Annotated in this window: 15 protein-coding genes; 10 read left to right on the top strand and 5 right to left on the bottom strand. The window is 71.9% G+C overall.

Going from position 1 to position 16,279, the window contains the following annotated elements:
* The first annotated feature begins 111 nt into the window (after positions 1–111).
* Positions 112–1,884, top strand: coding sequence for an acetyl/propionyl/methylcrotonyl-CoA carboxylase subunit alpha (locus B079_RS0102185; protein WP_018544128.1), 1,773 nt, complete (start codon positions 112–114; stop codon positions 1,882–1,884).
* A gap of 242 nt (positions 1,885–2,126) precedes the next feature.
* Here B079_RS0102185 and B079_RS0102180 read toward each other — a convergent pair whose 3' ends face one another.
* Positions 2,127–3,053 carry a DeoR/GlpR family DNA-binding transcription regulator gene (locus B079_RS0102180; RefSeq protein ID WP_078495798.1) on the bottom strand — a complete coding sequence of 309 codons (927 nt, stop codon included), beginning with the start codon at positions 3,051–3,053 and terminating at the stop codon, positions 2,127–2,129.
* A 195-nt stretch (positions 3,054–3,248) separates the two neighbouring features.
* On the bottom strand, positions 3,249–4,697 hold the full coding sequence (locus tag B079_RS0102175; protein ID WP_018544126.1) for an NAD(P)H-quinone dehydrogenase: 1,449 nt from the start codon (positions 4,695–4,697) through the stop codon (positions 3,249–3,251).
* A 954-nt stretch (positions 4,698–5,651) separates the two neighbouring features.
* On the opposite strand from B079_RS0102175, the gene B079_RS0102170 reads away from it, so the two are divergent.
* The 5 genes from B079_RS0102170 to B079_RS0102150 all read left to right on the top strand — a co-directional run bounded on the left by B079_RS0102170 (position 5,652) and on the right by B079_RS0102150 (position 9,575).
* The gene (locus B079_RS0102170) at positions 5,652–6,089 is read left to right on the top strand and encodes a gamma-glutamylcyclotransferase (protein ID WP_018544125.1); all 438 of its coding nucleotides are present in this window, start codon (positions 5,652–5,654) and stop codon (positions 6,087–6,089) included.
* Between the two features lie 168 nt (positions 6,090–6,257).
* Entirely contained in the window at positions 6,258–7,070 is an 813-nt protein-coding gene (locus tag B079_RS0102165) for a purine-nucleoside phosphorylase (protein ID WP_018544124.1), read from the top strand.
* Positions 7,071–7,122: 52 nt separating this feature from the next.
* Positions 7,123–8,754, top strand: coding sequence for a phospho-sugar mutase (locus B079_RS0102160; RefSeq protein WP_026248266.1), 1,632 nt, complete (start codon positions 7,123–7,125; stop codon positions 8,752–8,754).
* Positions 8,755–8,964: 210 nt separating this feature from the next.
* Positions 8,965–9,159: a hypothetical protein gene (locus tag B079_RS0102155; protein ID WP_018544122.1), complete on the top strand. Its 195-nt coding sequence runs from the start codon at positions 8,965–8,967 to the stop codon at positions 9,157–9,159.
* A gap of 11 nt (positions 9,160–9,170) precedes the next feature.
* Positions 9,171–9,575, top strand: coding sequence for a type II toxin-antitoxin system VapC family toxin (locus B079_RS0102150; RefSeq protein WP_018544121.1), 405 nt, complete (start codon positions 9,171–9,173; stop codon positions 9,573–9,575).
* A gap of 18 nt (positions 9,576–9,593) precedes the next feature.
* Here B079_RS0102150 and B079_RS0102145 read toward each other — a convergent pair whose 3' ends face one another.
* Positions 9,594–10,298 carry a PH domain-containing protein gene (locus tag B079_RS0102145; protein ID WP_018544120.1) on the bottom strand — a complete coding sequence of 235 codons (705 nt, stop codon included), beginning with the start codon at positions 10,296–10,298 and terminating at the stop codon, positions 9,594–9,596.
* Between the two features lie 136 nt (positions 10,299–10,434).
* Between B079_RS0102145 and deoC the strand changes: the two genes are divergently transcribed.
* Genes deoC through B079_RS0102130 form a run of 3 tightly spaced genes read left to right on the top strand, consistent with a single transcriptional unit; the run spans position 10,435 to position 13,740 of the window.
* On the top strand, positions 10,435–11,400 hold the full coding sequence (gene deoC, locus B079_RS0102140) for a deoxyribose-phosphate aldolase (protein ID WP_026248265.1): 966 nt from the start codon (positions 10,435–10,437) through the stop codon (positions 11,398–11,400).
* Between the two features lie 5 nt (positions 11,401–11,405).
* The gene (locus B079_RS0102135; protein WP_018544118.1) at positions 11,406–12,845 is read left to right on the top strand and encodes an aldehyde dehydrogenase family protein; all 1,440 of its coding nucleotides are present in this window, start codon (positions 11,406–11,408) and stop codon (positions 12,843–12,845) included.
* On the top strand, positions 12,835–13,740 hold the full coding sequence (locus tag B079_RS0102130; protein WP_018544117.1) for an aldehyde dehydrogenase family protein: 906 nt from the start codon (positions 12,835–12,837) through the stop codon (positions 13,738–13,740). The genes B079_RS0102135 and B079_RS0102130 overlap by 11 nt, the downstream gene beginning before the upstream one ends.
* A 96-nt stretch (positions 13,741–13,836) precedes the next feature.
* Here the strand turns inward: B079_RS0102130 and B079_RS0102125 are convergent, their stop codons facing one another.
* A complete protein-coding gene (locus tag B079_RS0102125) occupies positions 13,837–14,262 on the bottom strand; it encodes a hypothetical protein (RefSeq protein ID WP_018544116.1) in 426 nt (141 codons plus the stop codon).
* A gap of 160 nt (positions 14,263–14,422) precedes the next feature.
* Here B079_RS0102125 and B079_RS0102120 point away from each other — a divergent pair, with 160 nt between their 5' ends.
* Entirely contained in the window at positions 14,423–15,025 is a 603-nt protein-coding gene (locus B079_RS0102120; RefSeq protein ID WP_026248264.1) for a uridine kinase, read from the top strand.
* A 289-nt stretch (positions 15,026–15,314) separates the two neighbouring features.
* Here the strand turns inward: B079_RS0102120 and B079_RS0102115 are convergent, their stop codons facing one another.
* Positions 15,315–16,091 carry a SigE family RNA polymerase sigma factor gene (locus B079_RS0102115; RefSeq protein ID WP_018544114.1) on the bottom strand — a complete coding sequence of 259 codons (777 nt, stop codon included), beginning with the start codon at positions 16,089–16,091 and terminating at the stop codon, positions 15,315–15,317.
* Positions 16,092–16,279: the final 188 nt, after the last annotated feature.

The raw sequence follows: 16,279 nt of genomic DNA, 5'->3' as shown, positions 1-16,279 counted from the left end.
GAGTGGGCCTCGCATCACGCTCCGTGTGGGCAAGCTCACCATTGGGGACGGGTCGAAGTGCCGTGTCGGCAGTCCCTAAACTCGGCTTGTTTCAAGGAGGGAGCCTCAATCGTGCGCAAGGTGCTCATCGCCAACCGTGGCGAAATCGCTGTCCGCGTAGCCCGGGCCTGCCGGGACGCCGGGATCGCGAGCGTGGCCGTATACGCCGACCCGGACCGGGACGCTCTGCACGTCCGGGCCGCGGATGAGGCGTTCGCCCTGGGCGGTGACACTCCGGCCACCAGTTACCTGGACATCGAGAAGGTCCTGAACGCCGCCCGGGAGTCCGGCGCGGACGCCATCCACCCCGGCTACGGCTTCCTCTCGGAGAACGCCGAGTTCGCGCAGGCCGTGCTGGACGCGGGCCTGACCTGGATCGGCCCGCCGCCGCAGGCGATCCGGGACCTGGGTGACAAGGTCGCCGCCCGCCACATCGCGCAGCGCGCCGGTGCCCCGCTGGTCGCCGGTACGCCGGACCCGGTCTCCGGGGCCGACGAGGTCGTGGCCTTCGCCAAGGAGCACGGGCTGCCGATCGCGATCAAGGCCGCCTTCGGCGGTGGCGGCCGTGGTCTGAAGGTCGCCCGCACCCTCGAAGAGGTCCCCGAGCTGTACGACTCGGCGGTCCGTGAGGCGGTTGCCGCCTTCGGCCGGGGCGAGTGCTTCGTCGAGCGCTACCTGGACCGTCCGCGGCACGTGGAGACCCAGTGCCTGGCCGACAAGCACGGCAACGTGGTCGTCGTCTCCACCCGTGACTGCTCGCTCCAGCGCCGCCACCAGAAGCTGGTGGAGGAGGCCCCGGCGCCGTTCCTGTCCAAGAAGCAGACCGCGGAGCTGTACCGCGCCTCCAAGGCCATCCTGAAGGAGGCCGGGTACGAGGGCGCGGGCACCTGTGAGTTCCTGGTCGGCCAGGACGGCACGATCTCCTTCCTGGAGGTCAACACCCGCCTGCAGGTCGAGCACCCGGTGACCGAGGAGGTCGCGGGCATCGACCTGGTGCGCGAGATGTTCCGCATCGCCGACGGCGAGGAGCTGGGCTACGACGACCCGAAGCTGCGCGGCCATTCCTTCGAGTTCCGCATCAACGGCGAGGACCCGGGCCGCGGCTTCCTCCCCGCCCCCGGTACGGTCACCCGCTTCGACGCGCCCTCCGGTCCCGGTGTCCGCCTGGACGCGGGCGTGGAGTCCGGCAGCGTGATCGGCCCGGCCTGGGACTCCCTGCTGGCCAAGCTGATCGTCACCGGCCGCACCCGCAAGGAGGCCCTGCAGCGGGCCGCCCGCGCGCTGGACGAGTTCCAGGTCGAGGGCATGGCCACGGCCATCCCGTTCCACCGCGTGGTCGTCCGCGACCCGGCCTTCGCCCCCGAGCTGACGGGCTCCTCGGACCCCTTCCAGGTCCACACCCGCTGGATCGAGACCGAGTTCGTCAACGACATCAAGCCCTTCACCGCCGCCGCCGACACGGAGGCCGAAGAAGAGCTGGGCCGCGAGACGGTCGTCGTCGAGGTCGGCGGCAAGCGCCTGGAGGTCTCCCTCCCCACCTCGCTCGGCATGTCCCTGGCCCGCACCGGCCTCGCCGCCGGCGCCAAGCCCAAGCGCCGCGCCGCCAAGAAGTCCGGCCCCGTCGCCTCCGGCGACACCCTCGCCTCCCCCATGCAGGGCACGATCGTCAAGATCGCCGTCGAGGAAGGCCAGGAGGTAAAGGAAGGCGACCTCGTCGTCGTCCTGGAGGCCATGAAGATGGAACAGCCCCTCAACGCCCACCGCTCCGGCACCATCAAGGGCCTCACCGCAGAAGTCGGCGCCTCGATCACCTCAGGCGCCCCGATCTGCGAGATCAAGGACTGAGCACGCGGAAACCACTCCCCAGCCCCACCAAGGACGCCCGGCCCCGGCCGGGCGTCCCCCGTTCCCCCCACCAAGCCACCCCTAAGGGGCGCGGGGAACTGCGCGAGAACCCAAACCGGACCCGCGCACGAAACTGAACGCAAACCACCCCCAAGGGGCGCGGGGAACTGCGCGACAAGCCACCACGCGCCCGCACTCACCCCCGCACCGCAACCCCCCGCACCGCACCCCCCGCCGACAACCTACCGCCGCCGAAGATCGGCAACCCGCCCCTCGCCATGCCCGGCCGCAGGCCGCAGCGTCGCCGGAGGATGCCCCCGCCGCGGCCCGGGAAGGCCCCGCTGGCGGGGTGCCGCCGCAGGCCCCGGCTCACCCCCCGCCGCCCCGTTCGCCCCCGCCACGACGATCTGCACCCCCTGATCGGCGAGAGCCTGCAACTCCGTGGCGGCGCGGTCGTCGTGCGGCGGCGGGTCGTCGGTGACCAGGCGGGTGATCAGCTCGGTCGGGACGGTCTGGAACATGGTGTCGGTGCCGAGCTTGGTGTGGTCCGCGAGGACCACCACCTCGGCAGCGGCCTGGACCAGCGCCCGGTCCACGGACGACGACAGCATGTTGGACGTGGACAGCCCGCGCTCGGCGGTCAGACCGCTCCCGGAGAGGAACGCCTTGGAGACCCGCAGCCCCTGGAGCGACTGCTCGGCACCGGAGCCGACGAGGGCGTAGTTGGACCCTCGCAGCGTGCCGCCGGTCATGACGACCTCCACCCGGTTGGCATGGGCCAACGCCTGGGCCACCAGCAGGGAGTTGGTGACCACGGTCAGCCCGGGCACCCGGGCCAGTCTGCGGGCCAGCTCCTGCGTGGTCGTACCGGCGCCGACCACGATGGCCTCGCCCTCTTCGACGAGCCCCGCCGCGAGATCGGCGATGGCCGTCTTCTCGGCGGTCGCGAGATGGGACTTCTGCGGGAAGCCGGACTCTCGCGTGAACCCGCCCGGCAACACCGCACCGCCGTGCCGGCGGTCGAGGAGTCCTTCTGCCTCCAGCGCGCGCACGTCCCGCCGTACGGTCACTTCGGAGGTCTGGACGACACGGGCGAGTTCACGGAGCGACACGGCCCCGTTCGCTCGCACCATTTCGAGGATCAATTGACGACGTTCTGCAGCGAACACGAAACTGACAGTAACCCCAACGACCGTCTGCTTTCAGCAGTTTGCGCCGAATAGCAGAAGTTGTTCGCACCGTGGGGCCCGAGGTGGTATAGGAACCGCCGTACACCGCCGTGCCGCCGGAAGCCCCCGGAAACACGAGAACTCCCCGCGCCCGGCGGGGAGTCCGTGTCCAGCGGAAGACGCGGAGGAGCCTTCTCAGCCCTCCGCGCCCGCCTTCCGCGTGTGCAACTGCCGCGCGACCTCCGCGATCGAGCCCGACAGGGACGGGTAGACCGTGAACGCCTTCGCGATCTGTTCGACCGTCAGATTGTTGTCCACGGCGATCGAGATGGGGTGGATCAGCTCCGAGGCGCGCGGCGCGACGACCACACCGCCGACCACGATCCCCGTGCCCGGACGGCAGAAGATCTTGACGAAGCCGTCCCGGATGCCCTGCATCTTGGCGCGCGGGTTGCGCAGCAGCGGCAGCTTGACCACGCGCGCGTCGATCTTGCCCGCGTCCACGTCGGCCTGGCTGTAGCCGACGGTGGCGATCTCGGGGTCGGTGAAGACGTTCGAGGAGACCGTCTTGAGGTTCAGCGGGGCCACCGAGTCGCCCAGGAAGTGGTACATCGCGATACGGCCCTGCATCGCGGCCACCGAGGCGAGCGCGAAGACACCGGTGACGTCACCGGCGGCATACACACCCGGGGCGGTCGTACGGGAGACCCGGTCGGTCCAGATGTGGCCGGACTCGCGCAGCTTGACCCCGGCCTCCTCCAGGCCGAGCCCGGCGCTGTTCGGGATCGCGCCGACCGCCATCAGACAGTGCGTACCGGTGATCACGCGGCCGTCCGCGAGCGTGACCTCGACCCGGTCGCCGACCCGCTTGGCGGACTGGGCGCGGGAGCGGGCCATGACGTTCATGCCCCGGCGGCGGAAGACGTCCTCCAGGACGGCGGCGGCGTCCGGGTCCTCGCCCGGCAGCACGCGGTCGCGGGAGGAGACGAGGGTGACCTTGGAGCCGAGGGCCTGGTAGGCACCGGCGAACTCGGCGCCGGTGACGCCGGAGCCGACCACGATCAGCTCTTCGGGCAGCTCGTCGAGGTCGTAGACCTGGGTCCAGTTCAGGATGCGCTCGCCGTCGGGCTGCGCGTCGGGGACCTCGCGCGGGTGGCCGCCGGTCGCGATGAGGACGGCGTCGGCGGTCAGGGTCTCCTCGGAGCCGTCGGCGGCGGTGACGACGACCTTGCGGGAGCCGTCGAGCGCCTGCATGCCCTCCAGGCGTCCCCGGCCGCGCATGACCCGGGCCCCGGCGCGGGTGACGGAGGCGGTGATGTCGTGCGACTGCGCGAGCGCGAGCCGCTTCACCCGGCGGTTGACCTTGCCGAGGTCCACGCCGACCACGCGGGCCGCCTGCTCGATGTGCGGGGTGTCGTCGGCGACGATGATGCCCAGCTCCTCGTACGAGGAGTCGAACGTGGTCATCACCTCCGCCGTGGCGATGAGCGTCTTCGACGGGACGCAGTCGGTCAGCACCGACGCCCCGCCCAGACCGTCGCAGTCGACGACGGTCACCTCCGCGCCGAGCTGCGCCGCCGTCAGCGCCGCCTCGTACCCGCCGGGTCCACCACCGATGATCACGATCCGAGTCACGTACCCCATTGTCCCGCACGCGGGTCTCCGACGGTTCGGCGGGGGCGGGTGGTCTCCGACGGTTCGGCGACGACGACCCCTCGGCTTCCCCCGCGCATCCGGGAGGACGCGCACCCGGATGTTCCGAGCAGCGCGAAAAGCCGCACGTCACGTCTCCGATGGTTCCGCCGGGGGTACGGGCCGACTTCCCCGACTATTCCGGGGAGACGGCCTCCCCGCAGTCTGCGGCGACGCACGCCGCGCCTCCGACGGTCCAGCAGGGGCACGGGCCGTTCCCCCGACGATCCGACACAGGCGGCCACCCGGCCTCCCGGCAGACCCGCAGCGGCGCACACCACGCGTTCCGGGCAGCCCACAGGGCCGCACGCCACGTCTCCGACAACTCGGCAGGGTACGGACGGCTTTCCCCGACGACTCCGCACAGGCGGTCACCCGGCTGCCCGAGGCCCGACAGGCCACCCCGCCTCCCGACAGACCCCACAGCGGCACACACCGCGCGTTCCGTGCAGCCCGCAGGGCCGCACACCGCGCCGCCGGTAGTTCGACAGGGGCACGGGCGGCGTCCCCGACATTCCAGCGCAGGCGGCCACCCCACCCGGCCTCCGGCGGACCCGCAGCAGCGCGCACCCGGCGTTCCGACCAGCCCACAGGGCCACACACCGCACGTCGGGCCGGTTTCCCCGGCGATTCCGCACAGGCGGCCACCCCGCCTGCCGAGGCCCGGCGGGAAGAGACACCGGCGTCCCCAAGCTCGGCAGGCGGCCACACCTCGGACCGACCCCTGGCAGCCCGACGGGGGGACTCCCGGGGCCGATCCCCGGCAGCCCGAAAGGAACGCGCCCCCAGCCGTCCCAGCCGCCCAGAACCGCACACCCCAGGCCCCCCAGCAACCAAGGCCCGGCGCTCACCAAGGCACCCCACCGACATCAGAAGCCCCCGCTCCCCCTGCCGTACCCTCGGTCCATGTCGCTCTACGCCGCCTACGCCGGCAACCTCGACGCGCGGCTGATGTCGCGCCGCGCCCCGCATTCCCCGCTGCGCGCGACCGGCTGGCTGAACGGCTGGCGGCTGACCTTCGGGGGTGAGCAGCTGGGCTGGGAGGGGGCGCTCGCGACGCTGGTGGAGGAGCCCGGGGCGCAGGTCTTCGTCGGGCTGTACGACCTCGCGCCGATGGACGAGGACTCGCTGGACCGCTGGGAGGGCGTCGGCCTCGGCGTCTACCGGCGCCTGAAGGTGCGCGTGCACACCCTGGACGGCGAGGAGCCCGCCTGGGTGTACGTCCTCAACGGATACGAGGGCGGCCTGCCCTCGGCCCGCTACCTCGGCGAGATCGCGGACGCGGCCGAGTCCGCGGGCGCCCCGCACGACTATGTGATGGAGCTGCGCAAGCGGCCCTGCTGAGCCGGTCCCGGGCCCGCCACCGAACCGTTTCCCAGCCGCCGCACAAAGGGCCCTGCGCCCCTTCGTCAACGGTTTGCCCACTGTTCGCCGAAATCTTCCTGACAACGATCGCATTCCCGTGGGCTCCGTCATCTACGCGCGTAGGCGAAGACCGGCTACCCTCGTGCCGTGAACGCATCTCTCCTTCCGGACGACCCCCACGCCGCCGCCGACGCCGCCGCCGCGCGCCTGCGCGAACTCACGGGCGCCGAGACCCACGACGTCGCCCTCGTGATGGGCTCCGGCTGGGCCCCGGCCGTGGACGCCCTGGGCGCGCCCGACGCCGAATTCCCGGTGACCGAGCTGCCCGGCTTCCCGCCGCCCGCCGTCCAGGGCCACGGCGGCAAGATCCGCTCGTACACCTTCGGGGCCAAGCGCGCCCTGGTGTTCCTGGGCCGCACGCACTACTACGAGGGCCGTGGCGTGGCCGCCGTCGCGCACGGCGTACGCACCGCCGTCGCCGCGGGCTGCAAGACCATCGTGCTGACCAACGGCTGCGGCGGCCTGCGCGAGGGCATGCGCCCCGGGCAGCCGGTGCTGATCAGCGACCACCTGAACCTGACGGCCACCTCCCCGATCGTCGGCGCCAACTTCGTCGACCTCACCGACCTGTACTCGCCGCGTCTGCGCGCCCTGTGCAAGGAGATCGACCCCTCCCTGGAGGAGGGCGTCTACGCGCAGTTCCCCGGCCCGCACTACGAGACCCCGGCCGAGATCCGCATGGCTCGTACCATCGGCGCCGACCTGGTCGGCATGTCCACGGTGCTCGAAGCCATCGCCGCGCGCGAGGCGGGCGCCGAGGTCCTCGGCATCTCCCTGGTCACCAACCTCGCCGCGGGCATGACCGGCGAGCCCCTGAACCACGAGGAGGTCCTCCAGGCGGGCCGCGACTCGGCGGCGCACATGGGCGAGCTGCTGGGACAGGTGCTGAACCGGCTGTAGCGCCGGGCGGCAGCGGACAGATCGAGAGAGAGGTTCACCCGAGGTGCAGGACGTGCAGGACGAACTCATCGCGCGAGCCCGGGCGTGGCTGGCCGAGGACCCCGACCCCGAGACCCGTGCGGAGCTGAGCGCGCTGCTCGACGCCGGGGACACCGACGAGCTGGCCGCGCGCTTCAGCGGCACGCTCCAGTTCGGTACGGCCGGGCTGCGCGGCGAGCTGGGCGCGGGCCCGATGCGGATGAACCGCGCGGTCGTGATCCGCGCCGCCGCCGGTCTCGCCGCGTATCTCAAGGCCAAGGGGCAGACCGGCGGCCTGGTCGTCATCGGCTACGACGCCCGGCACAAGTCGGCCGACTTCGCGCGGGACACCGCCGCGGTGATCACCGGCGCCGGGCTGCGCGCGGCCGTACTGCCCCGTCCGCTGCCCACGCCCGTCCTCGCCTACGCCATACGGCACCTCGGCGCGGTCGCGGGCGTGGAGGTCACCGCGAGCCACAACCCGCCCCGGGACAACGGCTACAAGGTGTACCTCGGCGACGGCTCCCAGATCGTCCCGCCCGCCGACGCGGAGATCGCGGCCGAGATCGACGCGGTCGTGGCGCTCGCCGACGTACCGCGCCCGGAGTCCGGCTGGGAGATCCTGGGCGAGGAGGTCCTGGACGCGTATCTGGCCCGTACGGACGCGGTGCTCGCGAAGGACTCGGCGCGTACGGCCCGTACCGTCTACACGGCGATGCACGGCGTCGGCAAGGACGTGCTGCTCGCGGCGTTCGCGCGGGCGGGCTTCCCCGAGCCGGTGCTGGTGGCCGAACAGGCCGAGCCCGACCCGGACTTCCCGACCGTGGCCTTCCCCAACCCGGAGGAGCCCGGCGCGATGGACCTCGCCTTCGCGGCGGCCCGCGCGTCCTCGCCGGACCTCGTGATCGCCAACGACCCCGATGCCGACCGGTGCGCGGTGGCCGTGCGCGACGGCGCCGACTGGCGGATGCTGCGCGGCGACGAGGTGGGCGCGCTGCTCGCCGAGCACCTGGTGCGCCGGGGTGCGCGGGGCGTGTTCGCGGAGTCCATCGTCTCGTCCTCGCTGCTCGGCCGGATCGCGGAGCGGGCGGGCCTCCCCTACGAGGAGACCCTGACGGGCTTCAAGTGGATCGCCCGCGTGGAGGGGTTGCGCTTCGGGTACGAGGAGGCGCTGGGCTACTGCGTCGACCCCGAGGGCGTGCGCGACAAGGACGGCATCACAGCCGCGCTGCTGATCACCGAGCTGGCGTCGGAGCTGAAGGAACAGGGGCGGACCCTGACCGACCTCCTGGACGACATCGCGGTGACGTACGGCCTGCACGCCACCGACCAGCTCTCGGTCCGCGTGGAGGACCTGTCGGTCATCGCGTCCGCGATGCGCCGCCTGCGCGAGCACCCCCCGACGCGGCTCGCCGGCCTCCCGGTCACCTCGGCGGAGGACCTGACCCGGGGCACGGCCACCCTCCCGCCCACGGACGGCCTGCGCTACACCCTGGACGGCGCCCGCGTCATCGTCCGCCCCAGCGGCACCGAACCCAAGCTCAAGTGCTACCTGGAGGTCGTCCTCCCGGTCCCCACCCACACCGCCCTCCCGTCGGCCCGAGCCCAGGCGACGCAGCTACTGTCCGCGCTCAAGCATGACCTGTCGAAGGCGGCGGGGATCTGACGCCGAGCGTCAGTGCCGTCACCTGACCTCCCTTGAGGGTGCCCCCGGACTTGAGCCCGGGGGCACCCTCAAGGCATGTGGTGACCCCGATCGAAAGGCCGCATGACACGCACGTTCGAGGACTCACCCCTGGCAGCGAACCCTGATGTCAGCAGCTGAGAGCGACCGTATGCTGGCCATGAAGCCGGTCCGACCCTGCTGGAGGTCCCGATGAGCACGCCCCTCGAAGACTTCAGCCACCCGCGGCCCCGACCGCGCCTGTCGGTCGAGGAGCTTCTGGCGGCGAAGGGCACCCAGCCGATCCGTTCCCTGGACGACCTCGCCGCCGACACGTTCGAGTCGGACGAGGAACTGGCGGAGTTCCTCGCCTTCACGTACGCCGAGCGTCACCGCGATGCGGCCTGAGGCCATCCCGTATGCAACCCGTCATTCTGGACACCGACGTCGCGTCCTTGTTGCACAAACGCAAGCTGACCGGCCCGCTCGCGACCCGGCTCATCGGCCGCAAGCCCCTGATCACCTTCGTCACCTACGGCGAGCTCACGAAGTGGATGGAGATCCGCCGCTGGGGCGCCCACAACCGCCAGGAACTCGCCGACTGGCTTGCCGGCCTCCCCGTTCTGCCCGGCGACGAATCCGTCGCGGCCACCTGGGGACAGCTCTCAGCGGCCGGGATACAGCGGGGTCGGCCTCGCCCCACCAACGACATGTGGATCGCCGCCACCGCGCTCACGTACGACCTGCCGCTGGCCACCCTCAACGTCAAGGACTACGAGGACTTCCGCCTCCACCATGGCCTGCGCATACTCGGCAACGAGTAGGCCGAACCCGGCACCGGCTCAGCCCGTCGCCAGCAGGATCGCCAGGGTGATCGCGCCCACCAGGGCCGGGGCCAGGATCTCGTAGGCCCAGCGGATCGTGATCTCTCCCTCGGCGGTGCCGGAGTGGCCGTCGTGGAGGTCGCGGAGGTCGTCCATGACCTTGTCGGTCTCGGCGCGGGCAGGGCCGCTGAGGTCCGGGGCGACGGCCCCGAGGCCCGCTCCGCCGAGACCGCTGAAGCCGCCGAAGGCGCCCAGGCCCCCGGACCGCCCGGTGCGCCCCCTGGCCGCGTCCGTTTCCATCCGCGCCTGCTTCCGGGCCGCACGCTTGCGGGCGCGCAGCGAGACCGGGACGGCCCACAGCTGGTAGGTGGTGCCGGAGTCGGCGACGACCTCGTTGGAGAAGCGGGAGCGCAGCGCCGCCACCTGACCCCACGGCAGGGTGATCACGCGGAACGGGTTGCGCACGCGCAGCCGGTCCTCGTTCGCGAAGACGGCGGGGCGCAGGGTGAAGGCGATCACCAGCGGCAGGAGGAGGACCATCCCGGCGAGCCCGAGCCACGGGGTGCGCCCGTGCCCCTGGAACAGCGCGTCGCCGCCCAGCCAGCAGATGACCAGGCACAACAGCAGTCCGCCCACCATCCCCAGGGGCGACCGGTAGATCCGGTCCTTCGCGGCGGACTCCTCCGTCGCGGGCATCGTCGACTGCTGCTGCGGGCTCGTCATGGCCCCGATTGTGCACGAGATGTCCCCCACGCCCGAGACCGCTGCCGAAACCGGCGCCCAACCGTGATCTGCACCGGCCCCTTTACGTCCCGCTCCGGGGGTATACAGCCGCTACGCGCGTAGATATGCTCGTCTGGTGACCATGCCCACCACATCTTCCCCTGCGACAGCTTTCGCCGACGTCACCGCGTCCGACAGCACGCTGCGCCGCTTCCTCCACGGGCTGCCCGGCGTCGACGCGGTCGGCCTGGAGGCGCGCGCCGCCGCCCTCGGTACCCGATCCATCAAGACCACCGCGAAGGCGTACGCCATCGACCTCGCCATCTCGATGGTCGACCTGACGACGCTGGAAGGCGCGGACACCCCCGGCAAGGTCCGGGCGCTCGGCGCCAAGGCGGTCCACCCGGACCCGACGGACCGGACGACCCCGACGACCGCCGCCGTCTGCGTCTATCCCGACATGGTGGCCGTCGCCAAGGAGGCCGTCGCCGGTTCCGGTGTCAAGGTCGCCTCGGTCGCCACCGCCTTCCCGGCCGGCCGCGCCGCGCTCGCCGTGAAGCTGGCCGACGTGCGCGACGCCGTCGCCGCGGGCGCCGACGAGATCGACATGGTCATCGACCGGGGCGCGTTCCTCGCGGGCGACTATCTCAAGGTGTACGACGAGATCACCGCCGTGAAGGAGGCCTGCGGGACCAGCGCCCGGCTGAAGGTCATCTTCGAGACCGGCGAGCTGTCCACGTACGACAACATCCGCCGCGCCAGCTGGCTCGGCATGATGGCGGGCGCGGACTTCATCAAGACCTCCACCGGCAAGGTGGCCGTCAACGCCACCCCCGCCAACACCCTGCTCATGCTGGAGGCGGTGCGCGACTTCCGCGCCCAGACCGGCACGCAGGTCGGCGTGAAGCCCGCGGGCGGCATCCGCACCACCAAGGACGCCATCAAGTTCCTGGTCCTGGTCAACGAGACCGCGGGCGAGGACTGGCTGGACAACCACTGGTTCCGCTTCGGCGCCTCCTCGCTCCTGAACGATCTGCTGATGCAGCGTCAGAAGCTGGCCACCGGCCGCTACTCCGGCCCCGACTACGTGACGGTGGACTGATCACCATGGCATCCGCATTCGAGTACGCACCGGCGCCCGAGTCCCGCTCCGTCGTCGACATCGCCCCCTCCTACGGCCTGTTCATCGACGGCGAGTTCACCGAGGCGGCCGACGGCAAGGTCTTCAAGACCGTCTCCCCCTCCACCGAGGAAGTCCTCTCCGAGGTCGCGCAGGCCGGTGAGGCCGACGTGGACCGCGCGGTCAGGGCCGCCCGCAAGGCGTTCGCGAAGTGGTCGGCGCTGCCCAGCTCCGAGCGCGCCAAGTACCTGTTCCGCATCGCCCGGATCATCCAGGAGCGCAGCCGCGAGCTGGCCGTCCTGGAGACGCTGGACAACGGCAAGCCGATCAAGGAGACCCGCGACGCGGACCTCCCCCTGGTCGCCGCGCACTTCTTCTACTACGCGGGCTGGGCCGACAAGCTGGAGCACGCGGGCTTCGGCGCGAACCCCCGTCCGCTGGGCGTCGCGGGCCAGGTCATCCCCTGGAACTTCCCGCTGCTGATGCTGGCATGGAAGATCGCCCCGGCGCTCGCGGCCGGTAACACGGTCGTCCTCAAGCCCGCCGAGACCACCCCGCTGTCCGCCCTGTTCTTCGCGGACATCTGCCGCCAGGCGGGCCTGCCCAAGGGTGTCGTCAACATCCTTCCCGGGTACGGCGACGCGGGCGCCGCGCTGGTCGCACACCCCGACGTCAACAAGGTCGCCTTCACCGGCTCCACGGCCGTCGGCAAGGAGATCGCGCGCACGGTCGCGGGCACGGACAAGAAGCTCACGCTGGAACTGGGCGGCAAGGGCGCCAACATCGTCTTCGACGACGCCCCCATCGACCAGGCCGTCGAGGGCATCGTCACCGGCATCTTCTTCAACCAGGGCCAAGTCTGCTGCGCGGGCTCGCGGCTGCTGGTCCAGGAGTCGATCCAGGACGAACTGCTCGACGCCCTCAAGCGCCGTCTGTCCACGCTGCGTCTGGGCGACCCGCTGGACAAGAACACCGACATCGGCGCGATCAACTCCGCCGAGCAGCTGGCCCGTATCACCGCGCTGGCCGAGCAGGGCGAGGCGGAGGGCGCCGAGCGCTGGTCCCCGGCCTGCGAACTCCCCTCCTCGGGCTACTGGTTCGCCCCGACGCTCTTCACGAACGTCACCCAGGCGCACACCATCGCCCGCGACGAGATCTTCGGCCCGGTCCTCTCGGTGCTCACCTTCCGCACGCCGGACGAGGCCGTCGCCAAGGCCAACAACACGCAGTACGGCCTCTCGGCGGGCATCTGGACCGAGAAGGGCTCGCGGATCCTCGCCGTCGCCAACAAGCTGCGCGCGGGCGTGATCTGGTCCAACACGTTCAACAAGTTCGACCCGACCTCGCCGTTCGGCGGGTACAAGGAGTCGGGCTTCGGCCGCGAGGGCGGTCGCCACGGCCTGGAGGCGTACCTCGATGTCCGATAAGACGGAAAAGACCGAGCCGCGGCTGTCGGTCTTCAAGACCTACAAGCTGTACGTCGGCGGGAAGTTCCCGCGTTCCGAGAGCGGCCGGGTGTACGAGGTGACCGACACGAAGGGCAACTGGCTCGCGAACGCGCCGCAGTCGAGCCGTAAGGACGCCCGTGACGCGGTCGTCGCCGCGCGCAAGGCGTTCGGCGGCTGGTCCGGCGCGACCGCGTACAACCGCGGCCAGGTCCTCTACCGGGTCGCGGAGATGCTGGAGGGCCGCAAGGACCAGTTCGTCCGCGAGGTCGCCGAGGCCGAGGGCCTGTCGAAGGCGAAGGCGGCGGCGGTCGTGGACGCGGCCATCGACCGCTGGGTCTGGTACGCGGGCTGGACCGACAAGATCGCCCAGGTGGTCGGCGGCGCCAACCCGGTCGCGGGCCCGTACTTCAACCTGTCCTCCCCGGAGCCGACCGGCGTCGTCGCCCTACTGGCCCCGCAGGACTCCTCGTTCCTCGGCCTGGTCTCGGTGCTCGCCCCGGTGATCGCCACCGGCAACACGGCGGTCGTCATCGCCTCCGAGAAGGCCCCGCTGCCCGCCCTGTCGCTCGGCGAGGTGCTGGCCACCTCCGACGTGCCCGGCGGTGTCGTCAACATCCTGTCCGGCCGGACGGCGGAGATCGCCGCGCCGCTCGCCGCGCACCAGGACGTCAACGCGATCGACCTCGCGGGCGCCGACGCCGAGCTGGCGAAGGACCTGGAGATCGCGGCGGCGGACAACCTCAAGCGCGTCCTGCGTCCACAGCCTGTGGACCACACCGCGACCCCGGGCATCGACCGGATGACGGCGTTCCTGGAGACGAAGACGGTCTGGCACCCCACGGGCGCGCTGGGCGCGGCGGGTTCCTCCTACTGACCCCGCCAGGTCTCCGTACGTCCCGTACGCGCACGAGCCGCGTCGCTCCCCTCCACGAGGCGGGAGCGGCGCGGCTCGCCGCGTGCCGGGGTCCGGTCAGCTCTGCGGGGTGCCCGCGCCGAGGACACCGAGCACCTGGCCGACGACGGGGATGTGCCCGAAGGACCGCGCCTCCGCGATGGGCGCGGTCAGGGCCTGGGAGGTGAGCGGCTTGAAGTCGGCGAGCTGGGTGCCCACCCCGTTGTTCAGCGGGTCGACGCCGGTGCCCGCGAGCGGGTTGGGCTTGAGGCCCGCGATCGGGCCCGTGGCGTAGCCGAGGGTGGTGGTGAGCGCGGAGAGCCCGGCCTGCGGGTCCACCTTGCCCAGCGACGTGGGCCGCGACGGCAGGTCCACGAGCGGGGCGGACGCGTCGGCGTGGGCCGTCGCCGCGCCCGCGCCGAGGGCCGCTCCGGCCGTCGCGAGGGCGATCAGGGCGCGCCGGGCCGGGTGCCGGGGGGACCGGGGTGCGGAGTGTCGGGCCATCGCTGGTGCCACCTTCGGGTGCGCGGGGTAATGCGGTCGACACGTAGGGTAGTTGAGGTGTGACGCACGTTCCAAAGCCGACCCGCGTGGTCGGCAACGGCGCCACCATGCGTCAAACTGGTGTTCCGTGAGCATCCATCCCCCGTCCCCCGCCCGTGTGGTGCTGCTGTGCGGCCCCTCGGGATCGGGAAAGTCACTCGTCGCCGCCCTCTGCGGGCTGCCCGTCCTGCGCCTCGACGACTTCTACAAGGAGGGCGACGACCCGACGCTGCCGCTGGTGGACGGGAGTTCGGACATCGACTGGGACCACCCGCTGTCCTGGGACGCGGACGTGGCGGTCGCGGCCATCACCCGCCTGTGCGCGACGGGTTCGACGCCGGTGCCGGTGTACGACATCGCGCGCAGCGCCCGTACCGGCGAGGACACCCTCGACATCGGCCGTACCCCGCTGTTCGTCGCCGAGGGCATCTTCGCGGCGGAGATCGTGGAGCGCTGCCGTGAACTGGGCCTGCTGGCGGACGCGCTGTGTCTGACCCGGGGTCCGCTCACCACCTTCCGGCGCCGTTTCCTGCGCGATCTGAAGGAGGGGCGCAAGTCGGTGCCGTTCCTGCTGCGGCGCGGCTGGCGCCTGATGCGCACGGAGCGCGTGATCGTCAACCGCCAGGTCTCCCTGGGCGCCCACCCCTGCGGCCGGGACGAGGCCCTGAGCCGTCTGGCGGCGGCCGGGGCGGGGCGTGAGACGGCCCAGGAGGCGGCGGCGTAACCGCACGGCACGCAGCGCCCTCGCCCGCATGAAGCACGACGCGTGACGCACGACGGACATGGCGAAGGGGCGGGACTGACGGCCCCCCGGCCCTCCAGTCCCGCCCCTTCGTTCCGTGCTCCCCCGTTTTCCCCCTGGTGTTTCCCGTGGGACCGCCCCCCAGCGGTCCCACGGTTCCTCCCCCGTTCCCCCGTTGGCCCCCCTCGGGCCGCGCCCCAGGGCTTCTCCCCCATCGCCCCGGGGCTTTCCCCGTCGGCCCGCCGATGCTCCGGCGGCCCTACGGAAACTCTCAGGCGACCAGGGCGCCGAAGGCGCTCTCCTCGTCGCGGCCGAGGCTCAGCACCTCGTCGTCGCGCAGCCGGCGCAGCGAGCGCCAGATGCTGGACTTCACCGTGCCGACGCTGATGCCGAGTATGTCGGCGATCTCCGGGTCGGTACGGCCCTCGTAGTAGCGCAGGACCAGCATCGTGCGCTGGAGTTCGGGCAGCCGGGCCAGCGCCTGCCACAGGACCGCGCGCAGTTCGGTGCCGCGCATCGCGTCCGTACCGGCGGGCGTCTCCGGCAGTTCCTCGGTCGGGTACTCGTTCAGCTTGCGGCGGCGCCACGCGCTGATGTGCAGGTTGGTCATGGTGCGGCGCAGATAACCGCCGACCGCGGCCTTGTCGCTGATGCGGTCCCAGGCCCGGTAGGTCGAGAACAGCGCGCTCTGCAGCAGGTCCTCGGCCTCGAACCGGTCACCGGTGAGGTGATAGGCGGTCGCGTACAGGGAGGCGCGGCGCTCCTGGACGTAGGCGGTGAACTCCGCCTCCGTCAGGGAGCGTCGCTCCCCCTGTTCCTCCCTGGCCGCGACCGCCCCGTACGCCTCCCCCTGGCGTGCGTCGACCACCGTCATGTACCCGGTGTGCTGACGCCCGGTGCCGCGCGCGCACCCCCGTACGCTCCCGGGCTCCCGGCCGCGTTCCAGCAGCGCGGTGCCCGGGCCGGCACCGGACTTCTCGATCCCCCGGTGCACGTCGTGCAGACGTGTGACCACTGCGCTGGTGCTCATGCCGTGCGGCGTGTTCATCTCGCGCTCCCCGTCGTGGACTGTCCGGTGTTCGGGCTGTTCGGTGCTGTTTCCCCCGTGCCGAAAAGCTTGCCGAACGACCTTCATGGCCGTGTCCGCCGACTGTCACAGACCTGTCACAGGGGCCCCGCCCGGCGGGTCGTTCCCGGCTGTCCGGCATCCCGGATGGCAGGGCCATATGCCCTCTG

Source organism: Streptomyces sp. LaPpAH-108, from assembly GCF_000373625.1.
Lineage (GTDB): Bacteria > Actinomycetota > Actinomycetes > Streptomycetales > Streptomycetaceae > Streptomyces.
Note: the sequence above shows the minus strand (reverse complement) of the source record. Positions and strands in the feature narration are given on the sequence as shown.